The organism is Pseudomonas sp. MIACH, assembly GCF_001269925.1.
Taxonomy (GTDB): Bacteria; Pseudomonadota; Gammaproteobacteria; order Pseudomonadales; family Pseudomonadaceae; genus Aquipseudomonas.
On the sequence record NZ_LHVO01000018.1, the window covers coordinates 45,110 to 60,712 of the forward strand.

At 59.5% G+C, this 15,603-nt stretch carries 13 protein-coding genes and 1 tRNA gene; 6 read left to right on the forward strand and 8 right to left on the reverse strand.

The window, feature by feature from the left end:
• Positions 1-12: 12 nt before the first annotated feature.
• From AD670_RS06655 to AD670_RS06680, 6 genes are all read right to left on the reverse strand, one after another.
• A complete protein-coding gene (locus AD670_RS06655) occupies positions 13-1,014 on the reverse strand; it encodes an alpha/beta fold hydrolase (RefSeq protein WP_053129550.1) in 1,002 nt (333 codons plus the stop codon).
• A gap of 44 nt (positions 1,015-1,058) precedes the next feature.
• Positions 1,059-1,502 carry a YqaA family protein gene (locus tag AD670_RS06660; RefSeq protein WP_172681450.1) on the reverse strand — a complete coding sequence of 148 codons (444 nt, stop codon included), beginning with the start codon at positions 1,500-1,502 and terminating at the stop codon, positions 1,059-1,061.
• 3 nt (positions 1,503-1,505) lie between these two features.
• Positions 1,506-1,952, reverse strand: a complete 447-nt coding sequence (locus tag AD670_RS06665; RefSeq protein WP_053129556.1) for a DUF411 domain-containing protein — start codon at positions 1,950-1,952, stop codon at positions 1,506-1,508.
• 81 nt (positions 1,953-2,033) lie between these two features.
• Positions 2,034-2,492, reverse strand: coding sequence for an SRPBCC family protein (locus AD670_RS06670; protein ID WP_053129558.1), 459 nt, complete (start codon positions 2,490-2,492; stop codon positions 2,034-2,036).
• A gap of 78 nt (positions 2,493-2,570) precedes the next feature.
• Positions 2,571-4,565: a methyl-accepting chemotaxis protein gene (locus AD670_RS06675; protein WP_053129559.1), complete on the reverse strand. Its 1,995-nt coding sequence runs from the start codon at positions 4,563-4,565 to the stop codon at positions 2,571-2,573.
• Between the two features lie 183 nt (positions 4,566-4,748).
• Positions 4,749-8,249, reverse strand: a complete 3,501-nt coding sequence (locus AD670_RS06680) for a membrane-targeted effector domain-containing toxin (RefSeq protein WP_156338133.1) — start codon at positions 8,247-8,249, stop codon at positions 4,749-4,751.
• Between the two features lie 318 nt (positions 8,250-8,567).
• Here AD670_RS06680 and AD670_RS06685 point away from each other — a divergent pair, with 318 nt between their 5' ends.
• Positions 8,568-8,756 carry a hypothetical protein gene (locus AD670_RS06685; protein ID WP_016978057.1) on the forward strand — a complete coding sequence of 63 codons (189 nt, stop codon included), beginning with the start codon at positions 8,568-8,570 and terminating at the stop codon, positions 8,754-8,756.
• Here the strand turns inward: AD670_RS06685 and AD670_RS06690 are convergent.
• Positions 8,753-9,130 (reverse strand): fe2+ zn2+ uptake regulation protein, encoded by a 378-nt coding sequence (locus AD670_RS06690; RefSeq protein WP_053129565.1) that lies wholly within the window; start codon positions 9,128-9,130, stop codon positions 8,753-8,755. The two genes, AD670_RS06685 and AD670_RS06690, sit on opposite strands and share 4 nt — an antisense overlap.
• Before the next feature lie 237 nt (positions 9,131-9,367).
• Between AD670_RS06690 and AD670_RS06695 the strand changes: the two genes are divergently transcribed.
• A complete protein-coding gene (locus tag AD670_RS06695; RefSeq protein WP_053129566.1) occupies positions 9,368-11,656 on the forward strand; it encodes an acylase in 2,289 nt (762 codons plus the stop codon).
• Positions 11,657-11,868: 212 nt separating this feature from the next.
• Positions 11,869-11,942, forward strand: a tRNA-Cys gene (locus AD670_RS06700).
• A 621-nt stretch (positions 11,943-12,563) separates the two neighbouring features.
• Here AD670_RS06700 and AD670_RS06705 read toward each other — a convergent pair.
• Positions 12,564-12,821, reverse strand: coding sequence for a hypothetical protein (locus AD670_RS06705; RefSeq protein WP_053129569.1), 258 nt, complete (start codon positions 12,819-12,821; stop codon positions 12,564-12,566).
• A gap of 153 nt (positions 12,822-12,974) precedes the next feature.
• Here AD670_RS06705 and AD670_RS31620 point away from each other — a divergent pair, with 153 nt between their 5' ends.
• The 3 genes from AD670_RS31620 (at position 12,975) to AD670_RS06715 (ending at position 15,347) form a co-directional block, all read left to right on the forward strand.
• Positions 12,975-13,133 (forward strand): hypothetical protein, encoded by a 159-nt coding sequence (locus tag AD670_RS31620; RefSeq protein WP_167361111.1) that lies wholly within the window; start codon positions 12,975-12,977, stop codon positions 13,131-13,133.
• Between the two features lie 282 nt (positions 13,134-13,415).
• Complete coding sequence (locus AD670_RS06710) at positions 13,416-14,024, forward strand: LysE family translocator (protein ID WP_053129574.1); 609 nt, start codon at positions 13,416-13,418, stop codon at positions 14,022-14,024.
• 315 nt (positions 14,025-14,339) lie between these two features.
• Entirely contained in the window at positions 14,340-15,347 is a 1,008-nt protein-coding gene (locus AD670_RS06715; RefSeq protein ID WP_082340922.1) for a GlxA family transcriptional regulator, read from the forward strand.
• The last annotated feature ends 256 nt before the right edge of the window (positions 15,348-15,603 follow it).

Consider the following 15,603-nt stretch of genomic DNA (forward strand, 5'->3'; position numbering starts at 1 on the left):
GAAAAAGTTGGATTAAAGGGCGTTCAACCCCTGCAACAGTGCCTGGTGAAACTTCGCGGGCTCTTCCATCTGCGGCGCATGCCCCAGGCCTGGGAATTCCACCAACGTTGCGTGGGGAATCAGCTTGGCCACTTGCTTGCCCAATACCGCGTAGTTGCCGATCCTGGCCTTGACCGCCGGCGGCGCAATGTCTTTGCCAATGGCGGTGGTGTCGGCGGTCCCGATCAGCAACAGGGTAGGCATCTGCAGATTCTTGAACTCGTAGTACACCGGCTGGGTGAAGATCATGTCGTAAATCAACGCCGAGTTCCATGCGACCAGCGTATGCCCGGGGCCATTGCTCAGGCCGGCGTACATGTCTACCCAGCGCTCGTACTCGGGCTTCCAGCGTCCGACGTAATAGGTATTGAGTTGGTACTTGCGAATCCCCTCGGCGCTGACTTTCTGCTCTCGCGCATACCACTGGTCGACGCTCAGCGTGGGCACGCCCAAGGCTTTCCAATCTTCCAGGCCAATCGGATTGACCAGCCCAAGCTGCTCGGTCTGTTCGGGGTACATCAGCGCGTAGCGGGTGGCGAGCATACCGCCGGTGGAATGGCCAATGAGCGTGGCCTTTTGAATGCCGAGTTTTTCCAGCAGTTGATGGGTGTTGAGGGCCAACTGCTGGAAGCTGTACTGGTAGTGTTCGGGCTTGCTGGAGCTGCAGAAACCGATCTGGTCCGGTGCGATCACCCGATATCCGGCGTCGCTCAGGGCCTTGATCGAACCTTCCCAGGTGGCGCCGCAAAAGTTCTTGCCGTGCATCAGTACCACGCTGCGGCCGTTGGGTTGACCTTTGGCCGGCACGTCCATGTAGCCCATTTGCAAGGATTTGCCTTGGGATTGGAATTGGAAATGTTCGAGGGGGTAGGGGTATTGGAAGCCTTGCAGCTCAGGGCCATAGCTGGCGGCGAACGCCGGGGCGATGCTGGCCGTCAACAGGCCGGCGATGCAAAAAGCACGGGATAGAGGCATGGGCGGGGCTCCGAGTAAGGTGCTCGGATGCTCTTTGCGGGGGATTAACGGGGGATTAACACCCACTGCAAGGTCACGGCGGCGAGCACCGCGTAACGCAGGCCCTTGGCCAGGGTCACCAGCAGCAGGAACCGCCAAAACGGTTCCCGCATCACGCCGGCCACCAGCGTCAACGGGTCACCAATCACGGGCACCCAACTGAGCAGCAGGGTCCAATGCCCCCAGCGTTGGTAATGATGGCGGGCTTTTTCCAGTTGCTTATCGCTTACCGGAAACCAGCGCCGCTGCTTGAAGTGCTCCACCCAACGCCCCAGCCACCAGTTGACCAGCGAGCCAAGGACATTGCCCAAGGTGGCAATCCCCAGCAGCAACCACAGGCTGTAATGTCCGCTGATCAACAGGCCAACCAGTACGGCTTCCGATTGCAGTGGCAGTAACGTCGCCGCGCCAAATGCCGCGACGAACAGCCCCAGGTAACCCATCAGCACCGATCAGTGCGCCGGGTAGTCCGCCACCACCACATCATGGCCGTCGCGGGTCAGGCCGATGATTTGATAGGCCTCACTCTGCCCGTCCATCTCCATGCCAGGCGAACCCATGGGCATGCCCGGTGCCGAGATACCCAGCAGGTCGTCACGCTTGCGCAACGCCAGCACCTGCTCGGCGGGTACATGGCCTTCGACGAACTTGCCGTCGATCACGGCGGTATGGCACGAACCGAGGCGCGGGGCCACGCCCAGCCGTTGCTTGACGGCGCTCATGTCGGTTTCGAGGTGGTCATTGACCTTGAAGCCGTTGCTTTCCAGGTGGCTGATCCACTTTTTACAGCAGCCGCAACTGGCGTCGCGGTGCACGTCGATGGGAATCAGGTCGGCGGCCTGGGCCAGGGTGGTGGTGAACAGCGCTGAAAGCAGGGCCAATCGCAATGGGGTTTTCATTCGGGTGTCGTCCAATACCGGGCAGTAGGTCGGGCATTCTCCCTGCTTTTATCCGTAGGACGTTGCGGTAATGTTTCAAAATTATACGAAGGGCGGGTTTTCCATGCGATGCCTGAGTTGGTCCAGTGCAACGGCCGATAGCTCGGTCATGCGCTCATGGAGGCTGGCCAACTGCAATTCGGTTTCATAGGTCAGCACGCGCTTGAACAGGGTGCCGTCGCGAAAGGGCTGCAAAAAGTAGTGAATCGAGCCGTCGACGACCAGTGAGGTGAACACCGTCTTGAATTCGCGAGGACGCCGGGCGATCTGCACGCGGTAGCTCATCGGCACACGTACACCCAACAGGTCGATCATTTCAGTAAAGCGTGCTCCGGCAGGGAGGGAGCCGCTGGTGCCGGTGTCGGCACCGAGGGAGGTGGGGTGCCATTCGTGCCAGCGATCCGGTTGGGTCACATAGTCGTAGACGGCATCGATAGGGGCCTGGATAAAGCGTTCCTGACTGATCTGCTCCAAGCGGACCGACTGCTCGACAGCGCGCATGGCACACCTCCTGTGTGGCTATGAACTGTCAGAATAGTCCCACTCCCGCACATTGCACGGGAGTGTCTCAGCCATTTATCAGCGCACCTTGAAACGACTCATCAACGCAATCACCCGGCCATTGGCGTCCAGCAGGCTTTGGGTATTGGTTTGCGTGGTGTGGCCGCTTTCCACCAGTTCGTCGACCATATGTCGGATATGCACCATGCTGCGGTTGATCTCCTCGGTCACCGCACTTTGCTGCTCGGCAGCGGTGGCGATCTGGGTGCTGAGGTTGTTGATATGGCTGACCGATCCGGCCATCTCGTCAAGGCCGGTGTTTACCCGCGCCGTGGCATCCGCCGCCGACTGGCAACTGGCCTGGGTGTTTTCCATGGCCGCCACCGACGAACTCACGCCGGTGGTCAAGCGCGCGAGCATTTCATTGATCTGCGAGGTGCTGGCTTGGGTACGTGCCGCCAGTGCGCGGACTTCATCCGCGACCACCGCAAACCCACGCCCCTGCTCGCCGGCACGCGCTGCTTCAATGGCCGCGTTGAGGGCCAGCAGGTTGGTCTGGCCGGCAATCGCGCCGATCACCCCGAGGGTTTCGGTGATGCGCGCAGCGTCCTGGCGCATGTTCTCCACGGTGTGGGTGGCACTGGCGACTTCGCCGATCAGCGCACTGACACTGGTGGACGCTTCACCCACCACCACGCGGGAGCGGTCGGCGTGTTCGTTGGCGCGTTGGGTGAACGAAGCGGTTTCCGCCGCGTTTTGCGCCACGGTATCGGCCGTAGAACTCATCTCGGTGATGGCGGTGACGGTCTGGTCGGTCTCCGAGGCGTGGCGCACCAGGATGCTGTTGGTGTGCGCCGAGGTTTGCTGCAATTGCTCAAGGCCCGATGACATGGCCCCGGTGGCCTGGGTCACTTCGCCGATCATGTCTTGCAGGTAGACGATAAAGCGGTTCACCGAATGACCGATGGCGCCCAGTTCGTCTTCGGCGCGGATGGTGATGCGCCGTGTCAGGTCGGCATCACCGGTGGACAGTGCGTCGATGTTGGTCTTCAGGATTGTCATGCGTTGCACCAATTGGCGGATCGCATAGACCGCCAGCAGCACCAGCAGCAACACCATGGGGACCTGCAGCAGGGCCAGGCTGCCGAGCACATCGTCGCGCTGGGCGGTGATCAGCGAGGTCGGCAGGGCGGTGGCCAGGAACCACGGCGTGCCTTCGATAGGCCGCATGTAGAAGGTACTGGCCACGCCCTGGTTATCGAATTCGCTGCGCTGCAAGGTCTGGTCGCGATGGGTGAGGGCTTTGCTGATCTTGGCGGCAAAGGCCGAGGTGCCGGCCAGTTCGCTGATGTTTTTCAACACCACCGGGCTGCTCAGGCGTGTGCTGTTGCTGATGATCTTGCCGTCGCCTTCGACGATCAGCATCTGCCCGCCGATGTCTTTTTCCTTGCTCGCCACCAGCTCATTGAAGAAGCCCAGGGTCACGTCGATGGTGGCCACGCCGTACGCCGCGCCGTCACGCTGGATCGCCATGGCGCAGTTGGTGCGCGGCTCCTGGCTGGCATCGTCCTTATAGGCCGCGGCCCAGGCACATTGGCCGCGTGGCGACGCGAGGCCGCCCTTGTACCAGCTCTGGTCGTAATAGTTGGGGGCGGGGTCGCTGTTCCAGAACGTGTTGACCGCCAGCTTGCCCGAGGCGTCACGGTGCCAGAAGGTGCTGTGCTTGTTACGTCCGGGCGTGCGCTGGTTGGGCAGCGGCCAGATACCGCCACCGAATACTTTCAGCTCGCCATACTGGTCGACCAGGCCCGGCAGGACTTTGTCGATGGCATCGCTGTCGAGCAGGGGAATGGTTTGGGTGATGGTGCGTTGCTGGGACTGAACCTTGTTCAGTTCGCCCTGGATCTGTTCGGCCACCTCACTGATGCGGTTGAGCACCACCTGTTCTTCGGTCTGTCGCAGCTTGGGCGCGACCAACTGGCCGATACCGACGACGGTCAACACGAATAGCACCAGGACGAACAGCACCAGAAACAGGGTATAGCGAGCTTGGATGGAGCGCAGTGGGGGCATGGGGGTCGTCCTTACGAAGCGTTTATTATCGACGCGGCTTTTTGGAGCTTCGTAGGGCTATCGGCTTGAATGTGCGCAGCTTTAGGTACGTTGGTGCTAAATCGCGGTGTTTCGGCATAGCGAGGCCAGGCACCGGGCTGTTGCCCGATGCCTTTAGGACGTGACGGCGCGTGCGGGGGTGACCTATGGCTTGATGTAGATGTGCAAATCCCCTGGGATATCTCTGGGGGAGATTGCCTTGGTGGGGTCCGGTGCACGGCCCTGGACCTTCATTCCAGCACTCCACGGTACTTTGGAGTTGTCAAATACGCCAATGCCGATGCTCCCTGTCAGCTCTGCGAGGCCTGGTACACCCTCTGAGGTGTTCATATGGGAATGGCCCACCAATGCGGCCCACTTTTCTGTACCGGACGTTGCCTGGATGGTTTCTGCGGCGTAGTAGTTGAATTCTTCCAGTCGCCGTACAGAACCGTGACCTGTCTGCGTGGGTTCGTGCAGGTGACGACGAATATCAATGTGTCGGGTGAGGTAGTAGTGGTCGATGGGCAACACTTCGATGCCGTCGGCCTCCAGCTTTTCGCGTAACTGCACAAATGTCGGTTGGGTTCGAGGTGAGTCGCTTCGTCCCAACCGTCCCACGCCGTCATCCACAAGCCCTTGCGGCATGTCGATCAAGCCCTCGAAGTAGACTTTTTTGACACCTTGGTTCTTCAACGTTTCCACGTTATCGAACAGCACCCGGAAGCTGGCCATCTGATTGTGGCTTTCGCCAAACACCACCCCGGGCGAGTGTTCAAGGGCTTTTGTGATGAGCTCGGATACGAGGATCGGTTCAGGGACGTCAGGAATGGCGGGCCGTGATGGGAGCCCCCCTTGTTTCATGGCGTCGTAGTATTCATTCATTTGCTCATTGAACCTATTCATCGTCGCCATCTTGGTATCGGGCTTGAAATGGTCCGGTTCCAACCTTCCGCGCGTGGCTTCTACATAGTCGCCGTCGGGTAGCGGTTTTCTGACCCGAATCGGGCGGCCACTGGCATCCATGGGATTGAATCGCTGCGCGTGACGCTGTCTGGGGGAATGCGTCAATGGCGAATGGGGGGACAGCGTGTCAAGCGGGTTGAAGTCGCTCAGGGGGGGGCCGTAAGGCTTCATCTTGTCCGGGTCATAGGCATATCGCTGGCCGTTGAACAGGACTGTGTCGCCCTGGTAGGTCTGGTCTGCGACCTTGAACGTGCCGTGGGTAATGGGCCCATGCTCGCGGGTGATCGTGCGGGTTAAATCATAAGTGCCAGTGGCGCCCTTGATCTTGTCCACGCCCTTGCCGATCAGCTTGGCACCGCCCTGTACCAGGTCGCCCACCCCGCTCAACGGATTGAGTTCACCGATCACGGTGGTGCCGAGGATTCTGGCAACCTTGAGGGCCTTGGTCGTCGCTTTAACGGTCCTGGACGCGACAGTAGCCACCTTGGCTGCCGCACCTGCGCCCGCCGTGACGAAACCGAAAATATCCATGCCCAGGTCGACGGCACCATCCAGGTAGTTGCCCTCCGAAAAGTTCTGGATCGACGATTTGAGTGGAATCAAATCAAGGAAAAAATTCGCCAGTTTTGACTGGGTCTCCATTTGCCGATCAAAGGTGGTTGCGCCTTTGGCCTGCTTGATCACATCTGAGTTATAGATATCCAGATGTTGGGTAAACGCGTCGGCGATCGCCAGCGTACGGGGGCTGGAGAAGCTGTCGGGCACCGGCAGTGGTGTGCGCGCCTCTTTACTTTTTTCAAACGCGGTCTCAGCGATGTCTTTTGGGGTGAACGTCTCTATTGGATAGATTCGGCTGGCGTCGCGCGTTTGCTCTTGGGTCAATACGGTACCGGGAACCGCCTTGATAGTGGCTTGTTTGAGATCCACTTCATAAACCGTCTCGCCGCTCACGCCTGTGGACTTGATCAGCAACCGATCATTTTTTTTGGCAAGGGTTCGCCCAGTGAAGCCTGGGTCCAGGGTGTAGGTATGGTTCTGATAGAACTCAAGCCGTCCATATTCGAGATTCTCCCGGTCTTCGATCGGAAGTTGGCTGATCATCTGCCTGATGGCGATGGAGATCCCTTGTTTGCGGGCTTCCATGGCCTGAGTGAGCTGAGTATCGAACACCTTCTTTACGTCAAATGCGAGGGACTTGCCTTGTGTGGCGTTGACAATCCGCTCGTCTGTGGATTCCCACTCATACTGATGCAGCCCGCTCATTGCGATATCCAGCAACGAGTGTCGACCGGCGGGTGCGCGATTAGGGTCATAGAGCGGTTGGTCGTAGGGCTGCGAGGTGTTCTTGACGGTCAGCAGTTTCTCTTCAAAAGGTACATCCTCGCCAAATCGTTCTTTCAGCTTGGCCAGTGCGATTTCTTTACGGTTGGGGACTGCGGCCTCGATCTGGTCGCTGGCGCCGACCCGGGCGTCTGCCTGCCGGTTGAAGGCGCTCCTGGCCTTCTCAATGTCGGGGGTAGCGTAACGGCCAGCTTCTGTTTCAGAGAGCACGCCGTTGACGACACCCCAGACCCGCAGCGCAGCGGTCTGTGCCTGCTGGGTGACGGACAGGTTTTGCAGGCCGGCATTTTCGGCTTCCATCATGACTTGGGCGAAGGTCATGTTGGGCACTCTGCCGGGTGTCCAGGCTTCGATCGTTGCCGCCGCGATGGACAGGTTGACCCAGGCAGCGCTGCCGTAGGTCACGTTGGCGGGGATGTCTTTGATCAGCAGCTCCGGAGCTTTTCTGGCCAGTAACAGGTAGGCGCCGACGTTGGCCATTGCAGGTGTGGCGTAGCCTTCGGTCTCCAGATGCGCACTGAGGTTGCCCAACACCGCCGACGCGGGTTTGCCCCAATGACTTTGCTGGGCCAGATCGAAGTTGGCGACGGTGTTTGCATGGGGCTCGCCAATGGACGCCGGGTCCAGCAGCACATTCATCGCCGCCAAGGTGTAGTCGTTCACGCTGGTGTCGGTGGCGATACCCCTCAACTGAGTCTGCAAGGCTTGGCCCAGATCCTGCGCGCGTGGGGTGCCAAGCAGTGCCTCCAGGGCCTTGGCCGGGTCTTTCATGGCCTCGGCGGACAATGGCTGGTTGCTGTTCAAATACTCCAGTACACCCAGGCTTGTCCCCATCGGTCGAGGGTTCGGATGCTGGGTCGCATAGCGCAGGGCAGTTTCCAGCAGCGCGTTCTGCCCCTGGGCACTCAAGGGCATCGGCCAGGACAGCGCGCCGCCAAAGTTACCCAGAGGGTGTTGCTGGGTTCTATTGAGCACCGCGTCAGCCAACGCGGTCAGTGCAAAATGGCTGGTGGGTACGCTGAAGTTGGACGAGCGGATATACGCCTCAAGCGTGACGGTGTTACCGGCTTCGGAAGAGGAAGACGCGGGATGCACATCGATGAGTGTCGTTCTCAGCGCCCGCAGGATTGCCTGAGGCAGTGTGGTCTTGCCCAGGTCTAGGGCGATTTCGTTGAGTTTTTGCCCCAGGGCTCGCAGGTTCTGCATGTTTGCCTGGGCCTGTTCCAGGCCCGTATTGGCAGAGTCCGCGTGCTGGGTACCTGTGGACGACTGGCCGGCTAATGGCTGGCGGTGGTTATCAATGGGGAGGGAGGGCAGAAAAGGGCGAGGCTGCTGGACGGCTACAGAAGGGGTTGTCATGGGGGGGTACCTTTCTTGACGTGGCAACAAAAGCGCCTGTTATTAGGAGGTTCCCTATTCCCCAGACGCCCCATTGGGTGTGGGAAACACCCACCGGGGTTCCTGCCGGGAGGCTTGCGGTTTGTAAAGTCGGGTGTCGGTAACGGCGTGAAACGTCCATCAGGGGGGCGGTCCACTCGTCTGCTGCCGGGGGGATGACGGAAATGCCGGACGCGCCAAAGTGTTTTATCACCTGTAACATACGCACCCGTCGCCGGGTGTATGCCTGGCATGTTCGGCGAACACAGTGGATACACTCTTCCGGTTCAGGAACCCCTCATGACCCAAAAGCAACGCTTGAAATACTCGATCCTGATCGCCCTGGCGGTACTGGCGACGATGTTTGGCCTGTCCTACCTGCAGAACATCGGGGCTATCAGTGAGAAGACGTTCCAGACCATCGCCATTGCGGTCGCAGTGGTCGTGGTGGTGATCAACGGCATCATGCGCCGCAAGGTCAAGCTCTAAGCCCGACCTTCGAGCACCTTCGCAGCCTCTTCATGGAGGCTGTAGCTTTTATCCGCGTTGAGGGTGATCACCCCCTCGCTGCAGAGGCGCTTGAGCACCTCGCGCACACTTAGGAACGACAGCGGAATCCCCAGCTCCAGCAGATGGCTGTGCACGCCGCGTACCCCCAGGGCGCGCTGGTTGTCGGCGGCGGTGAGCAGTGCGTCGATGACCTTCAGCCGAATCAGGCTGGTGCGCAAACCAAAACACTTGAGTAAATGCCGAATACGCTGGTTGCCTTGCTGTTCGGGCGTTTTACCGAACACTTGCGCGCCGCTGGCGAATTGGCTATCGGCGACCGAATGTCCGTCCGTGGGCACTTGCGGGTTGTACATGCAAAAACTCCTTATCAGAGCCTGATCAGGAAAATGATGGCGCTCTTATCTAATAAGACGAACGAGCAAGGGAAATCATGAAGTGAGGGATGTAGAAATTTCGTCGGTATCGGTTTTGTCACATCTCTGGAGCCTTAAATAAACGCCTGACCGGGTTAAATTCTTCGCGGTTTTTTGCGTCCTTACGGTGGGGTAGCAATCCCCGGTGAGGGTGTTCAATTTGACTGCGGAGTCTGTGTGATTATTTCCAACGGGTTGTCCAGGGTGTGCGTGGCGGGGTTGTTGCTCGGGTTGAGCCTGGCTGCTTCGGCGCGGGAACAGGTGACGCAAGCGTCGGCGGATATCCGGCGTACCAGTTTCGGCGTGCCGCATATTCGCGCCAATGATGAGCGCGGCCTGGGCCTGGGCATCGGTTACGCCTATGCCCAGGACAACCTGTGCCTGCTGGCCAATGAAGTGGTCACGGTGAACGGCGAGCGGGCCAGGTACTTCGGCCCCGAGCAGTCGACCCTGGAAGAACGCAATAACCTGGCCAGCGACGTGTTTTTCACCTGGCTCAATACGCCCGGTGCCGTGGCGGCCTTCTGGAAGGCGCAGAGCCCGCAGATCCAGCAGCGCATGCAAGGCTATGTGGCCGGTTACAACCGCTACCTGAAAGAGCAGGGCGCACCCGCCCAGTGCCAGGCGGCCTGGGTACGGCCGCTGGTGGTTGAAGACCTGGTGAAATTGACCCGCAGGCTGCTGGTGGAAGGCGGTGTCGGCCAATTCGCCGAAGCCCTGGTCGGCGCCAAGCCGCCTCAGGCAACGGCGAGTGTGCAGCCCAGCGCCAAGGCGTTTGAACTGGCCGCCGCCAATCAACATCGCTTCAGTCTCGATCGCGGCAGCAACGCGGTGGCGGTGGGGCGTGATCGTTCGTTCAATGGACGTGGCATGTTGTTGGCCAACCCGCATTTCCCTTGGGTGGGCGGCATGCGCTTTTATGAAATGCACCTGACCATCCCCGGCCAGCTGGATGTGATGGGCGCCGCGTTGCCGGGCCTGCCGGTGATCAATATCGGCTTTAACCAGCATGTGGCGTGGACGCATACGGTGGACACGTCCAAGCACTTCACGCTGTATCGCCTGACATTGGATCCCAAGGATTCCACGCGCTACATGCTGGATGGAAAATCCATCCCCCTGGAAAAGACCTCGGTGACGGTGCAAGTCAGGCAAGCGGACGGCAGCGTCAAGCCTGTGACCCATCCGGTCTATAGCTCGCAGTTCGGCCCCGTGGTGCAGTGGCCCGGCAAGCTGGATTGGGACAACCACTACGCCTTCAGCCTGCGCGACGCCAACCTGGGCAACGACCGTGTCCTGCAACAGTGGTACGCCATGAACCGCGCCACGAGCCTTAAAGATCTGCAAACCTCGGTGCACACTCTGCAAGGCATCCCGTGGGTCAACACCCTGGCCGCCGATGACCAGGGCCAGAGCTTGTACATGAACCTGTCGGTGGTGCCCAACGTCAGCGCGGCCAAACTGGCGCAATGCAGCGACCCGCGTGCCGGCCTGCAGATGATCATGCTCGATGGCGCCCACAGCGCGTGTGCCTGGGACGTCGATCCACGCGCCGCCCAGGCCGGCATCTTCGCGGCCGACCAGTTGCCGCAGCTGGAGCGGAGCGACTACGTGCAGCACTCCAACGATTCGGCGTGGCTGGCCAACCCCAAGGCGCCGTTGACCGGTTTCTCTCCGGTGATCAGCCAGGACCACATCGGCCTCGGCCCGCGGGCACGCTTCGCCGTGCAACGCCTGCAATCCCTGGAGCAGCGCCCGATCAACGTCGCCGACCTGCAAAACATGGTGATGGACAACGAGGTGTACCTGGCTGGCCAGGTCATGCCCGACCTGTTGGAATTCTGCGCCAAACACCTGGGCACCGACGCGGTTACGCTGACACCGCTATGCACCAGCCTCAAAGATTGGGACCAACACGCCAACCTCGACAGCGGCCTGGGCCTGGTGCACTTCATCAACCTGTTCGAGCACCTGCAGCAAATCCCTGATGCCTGGCGCGTTGCTTTCGACCCGGCCCAGCCCCTGACCACCCCACGCGGCCTGGCCATCGACCGCGCGCCCGTGGCCAAGGCCCTGCGCGAAGCCATGCTGGCCTCCACCGCAGCCGTCGCCAAACTCGGCCTCAACGCCGACAGCAAGTGGGGCGATATCCAGGTCAGCGGCCAAACCCCGATCCACGGCGGCCCGCAAGCGCTGGGGATCTACAACGCCATGCAGACCGTGCCCCGGGCCGACGGCAAGCGCGAAGTGGTCAGCGGCAGCAGCTACCTGCAGATCGTCACCTTCGACGACCAGGGCCCACACGCCCAAGGCCTGCTCGCGTTTTCCCTGTCCAGCAACCCGGCATCGAAATACTCGAAGGACCAGACCCAAGCGTTCTCCGAGAAAAAACTGCGCCCACTGCCGTTCACCGACGCCCAGATCAAGGCCGACCCGCAGTACCAGCAGCAGCTCATCAAGGAGTAGGGCAGGCACGCAACCCCTTGATGCCAATGCGAAATATTTTTGAAATCAAGGGGTTGCAGGCAAAAGCAAATGAGTACATAATGGCGCCCATCGAACGCAACGAAGCATTAAAAACTTCAATGTATTCAATGAGTTAGAGTAGAGGCAGGGTTTTATAGCCCACTCAAGTTTTTATACGGTGAATGTCAGCAGCAAGGGCATTGATCGTTTGAGGCCGAGTAGCAAAATGGTTATGCAGCGGATTGCAAATCCGCCTACGCCGGTTCGATTCCGACCTCGGCCTCCACTCTTAGAAACCCCGTAGATTAACGTCTACGGGGTTTTTTATTGCCCGAAAGAAAAGGTCCGGGTACCAACCTTTCGAGCAGGCCTAACTATCTCCATCCGCATCAGTCCGTACAGGCGTGATCCCGCTCTCGCTAGAGCGTTGCGCCGTATCCCGTAACGCGTTCAAAGGGTTTTTTTCGACGAGTGACGTGTCTAGATCAATGGTTCTGAGGCTTTTAAGGTTGTCACGGCGCGTGTTGGCGACTACCCTGAAAATGTTCGTATTGTTACGAATAATTTCGGTTGTGGCCGTTTTCAGGTCACGCTACTTCAGGATGAGGAACGAAAAATGTTTTCACACGAAGGTCCCGCGATAGAGCTGCTGTTATTCGTTTTTGGTCTGGCGATACTGGTTTTGATCGCTTGGTTTTTTCATCACCAATACGAGCGGAAGTCGGGGAAGGGCGTTAAAAAACAACATAATCCTGGCGAGAGCCGCTCAACGTAGAGCTGCTGTCGAACGACCTGATCGAGCCAGTCGGCTGCGGCTGGCTCGCGCCATTCACCGACGTGACGAATTGGGGGCCGACTACGATTGACGAGTCGAGGCCTCCATTCTTGAGCGTACTGACCTCAATCTTCAGTAGTCAGTCTCGGACCTGCTGATGCGCTGCTCCTTCACTTCACCCGCGTACTTGGCCAGTTTCTCCTGCTGAGTTGCCAGCAACGTACAGACCTTCATCAACGCCACCGCCTCACTCGGCGTTCTGCTGCTGGTTGCCAGGGCTGTCAGCTCAACCACGGACCAGCCGATGACCGCCGCTGCATCTTCCAGGTCGTAAAACAATTCCTGCTGGGCCGTTCTGGGTCCGTCCAGGCCCTGTATCAACTCTTTCATTTCCGTCACTCCGGATTAACTCGCATCAATGAATTGACGTGTATCCACCCCTACACAAACCCTACCAAGACGTTACACGAAACCCGTGACGGACTTCAGTGGCGGCGGTCTTACTTTACGTACACCCAACCTTGTAAAGCAGAGAGCGTTGTCATGAAGTTGAATTACCTAACCAAGGCGGCTGTTGTTGTCGCGCTGTTGTCGACCTTGTCGGGCTGCTGGATATTCATGCCGCCGGGCGGTGGCGGGGGTGGTGGCCACGGCGGTGGTGGTCATGGTCAGGGCGGTGGCCCAGGGGGTGGTCCGCGTTAACCGTTAGTCAACCAGAGGTGGGCCATGAATTATGGCCCACCTCTTTTTTTGCCCGGGATAAATCCCAGGCAAAGAAAAGCCCGTGATGGGGAGCACGGGCTAAAAGGGATGTTCATTAGGAGCTGGGTTCACCATAAGGCTGTGTGTGTGAAAGGTTTGTGAAAGCGCCTGAGCGATTTGAACCTGGAAGTGTATGCCTCGATCGGTGCCTGGCTGTACGGGGCGCCGGGAGGCATAACCCACTACTGTCGCAGGCATATCACACCGCTTGGAAGCCGCTCCATGTTCATGTCTACCAGCCTGCTCTCAGCCTTTGTGCTGTTCGCCTTCGTGTCCTCGATCACCCCAGGTCCGAATAACACCATGTTGCTCGCCTCGGGAGTGAACTTCGGGTTTCGCCGCTCGATGCCCCATGCACTGGGGATCAGTATCGGTTTCATGCTGTTGGTGATTTCGGTCGGCCTGGGACTGGGCGAAGTGTTCAAGGTGTTCCCGTGGGCCTACACGGTGTTGCGCTACGTGGGCGCGGCGTACTTGTTGTACCTGGCCTGGAAGATCGCGACGGCGGGCGACATGTCCGATAGCAATGATAAGCACGGCAAACCCATGACCTTCCTCGGTGCGGCGGCGTTTCAGTGGGTGAACCCCAAGGCGTGGATCATGGCGCTTGGGGCCATCACCACCTATACGCCGGCTGAGGGCTATGTCACCAACGTGCTGGTGATTGCGCTGGTCTTTGCCGTGGTCAACCTGCCCAGCGTGTGCGTGTGGGTCGGATGTGGCAGCGGCTTGCGTAATGTGCTGCGCGAGCCGCGCTGGTTGAGGCTGTTCAATTGGTCAATGGCCGGGCTTTTGGTGCTGTCGCTGTACCCGATGCTGTTTGCCGGCTAGGCGTCAGACCGGCGAGATGGTCGCCAGCAGGCCGATGCCGATGGTCAGTACTAAAAAACCGAACAGGAAAATCGCCATCTTGGTCATAAGGCCTCCAAAGGGAAGGGGGTGGGGATGTGGGCTATTGTCCGCCCAGACGGCATTTCAATACAGGCGCAGATAGAAAAGAAAAAACCGTATCAGATGCGCTGGGGAGTGTTCTGCCACGGGCTTTTGGGGCCTGTGATTTTTTCAAGATCAGTGCCTGGGACAACCACGGCTTTTCCCCCTAAGATGGCGCCCATTGCATCAACAATAAAAGTGGGCCAACCCTCGATGGAAAGACGCCAGTTCAGCGGTGGCATGAAAGGCAAGAACCTGCGCTACCTCAACGAAACCTCCCAGCCGGCGTCGGTCATCCGCGTCGGCTTCCTGCTGCTTGAACATTTCTCCCTACCGGCCTTCACCCAGACCCTCGACACCGTGGTCACCGCCAACCTGCTGCGCCCTGATCTGTTCGCCACGCGAACCTTCGGGTGTGATGACGGCGAAGTCATCAGCGACCTGGGCCTGGTGATCCGCCCGGATGCACGTCTCGATGCCCCTGCGCTGCAAGGCCTGGATCTGCTGGTGATCTGCGGCGGCTTTCGCACCGAACTCAAGGCCAGCGAGCACTTGATCCAGCTGCTGCGCAGCGCCGCCGAGCAGGGCGTGAGCCTGGCCGGGTTGTGGAACGGCGCATGGTTCCTCGGCCGCGCGGGCCTGTTGCAAGGCTACCGCTGCGCCATCCACCCCGAACATCGTCCGGCCTTGGCAGAAGTGTCCAAAGCCACCGACGTCACCAGCGAACCCTACGTGATCGACCGCGACCGCCTTACCGCATCCAGCCCATCCGGCGCCTTCCACATGGCCCTGGACTGGATCAAAAGTCTGCACGACAAAGCCCTGGTTGAAGGCATCGAAGACATCCTGGCCTTCGAAGAGTCGCGCTACCGGCGCATCAAACCCACCGAAAATATCAGCGTCAGCGCGCCCCTGCGCGAAGTGGTCAAGCTGATGGACGCCAACCTCGAAGAACCGCTGGAACTCGACCAACTCGCCGTCTACGCCGGCCGCTCGCGCCGCCAGTTGGAGCGCCTGTTCAAAGAGCAACTGGGCACCACGCCGCAGCGCTACTACATGGAACTGCGCGTCACCGAAGCACGCCGGTTGTTGCAGCACACCGAACTGTCACAGGTGGAAGTGCTGGTGGCGTGCGGGTTTGTCTCGCCGAGCCATTTCAGCAAGTGCTACAGCTCCTATTTCGGATATCGCCCCTCCAAGGAGAAGCGGTTGGTCAAGTAAGGTGCGAGGAAATCCAAATAAATGCCGGAGGTCCCGCTGAATCTCCAACTTAGCGCTGTCGCACAGCAAACGGAACCCCCTGTGGCGAGCGGGCTTGCCCCGCGTTGGGGTGCGAAGCGCCCCCAATGAAGGACAAATACGGTCTACCTGATATTCCGCAGAGGCTGGTTTTGGGGCTGCTGCGCAGCCCAACGCGGGGCTAGCCCGCTCGCCACAAGAATGTGTTCGATCAATAAAATGTTTAACCAGTAATAAG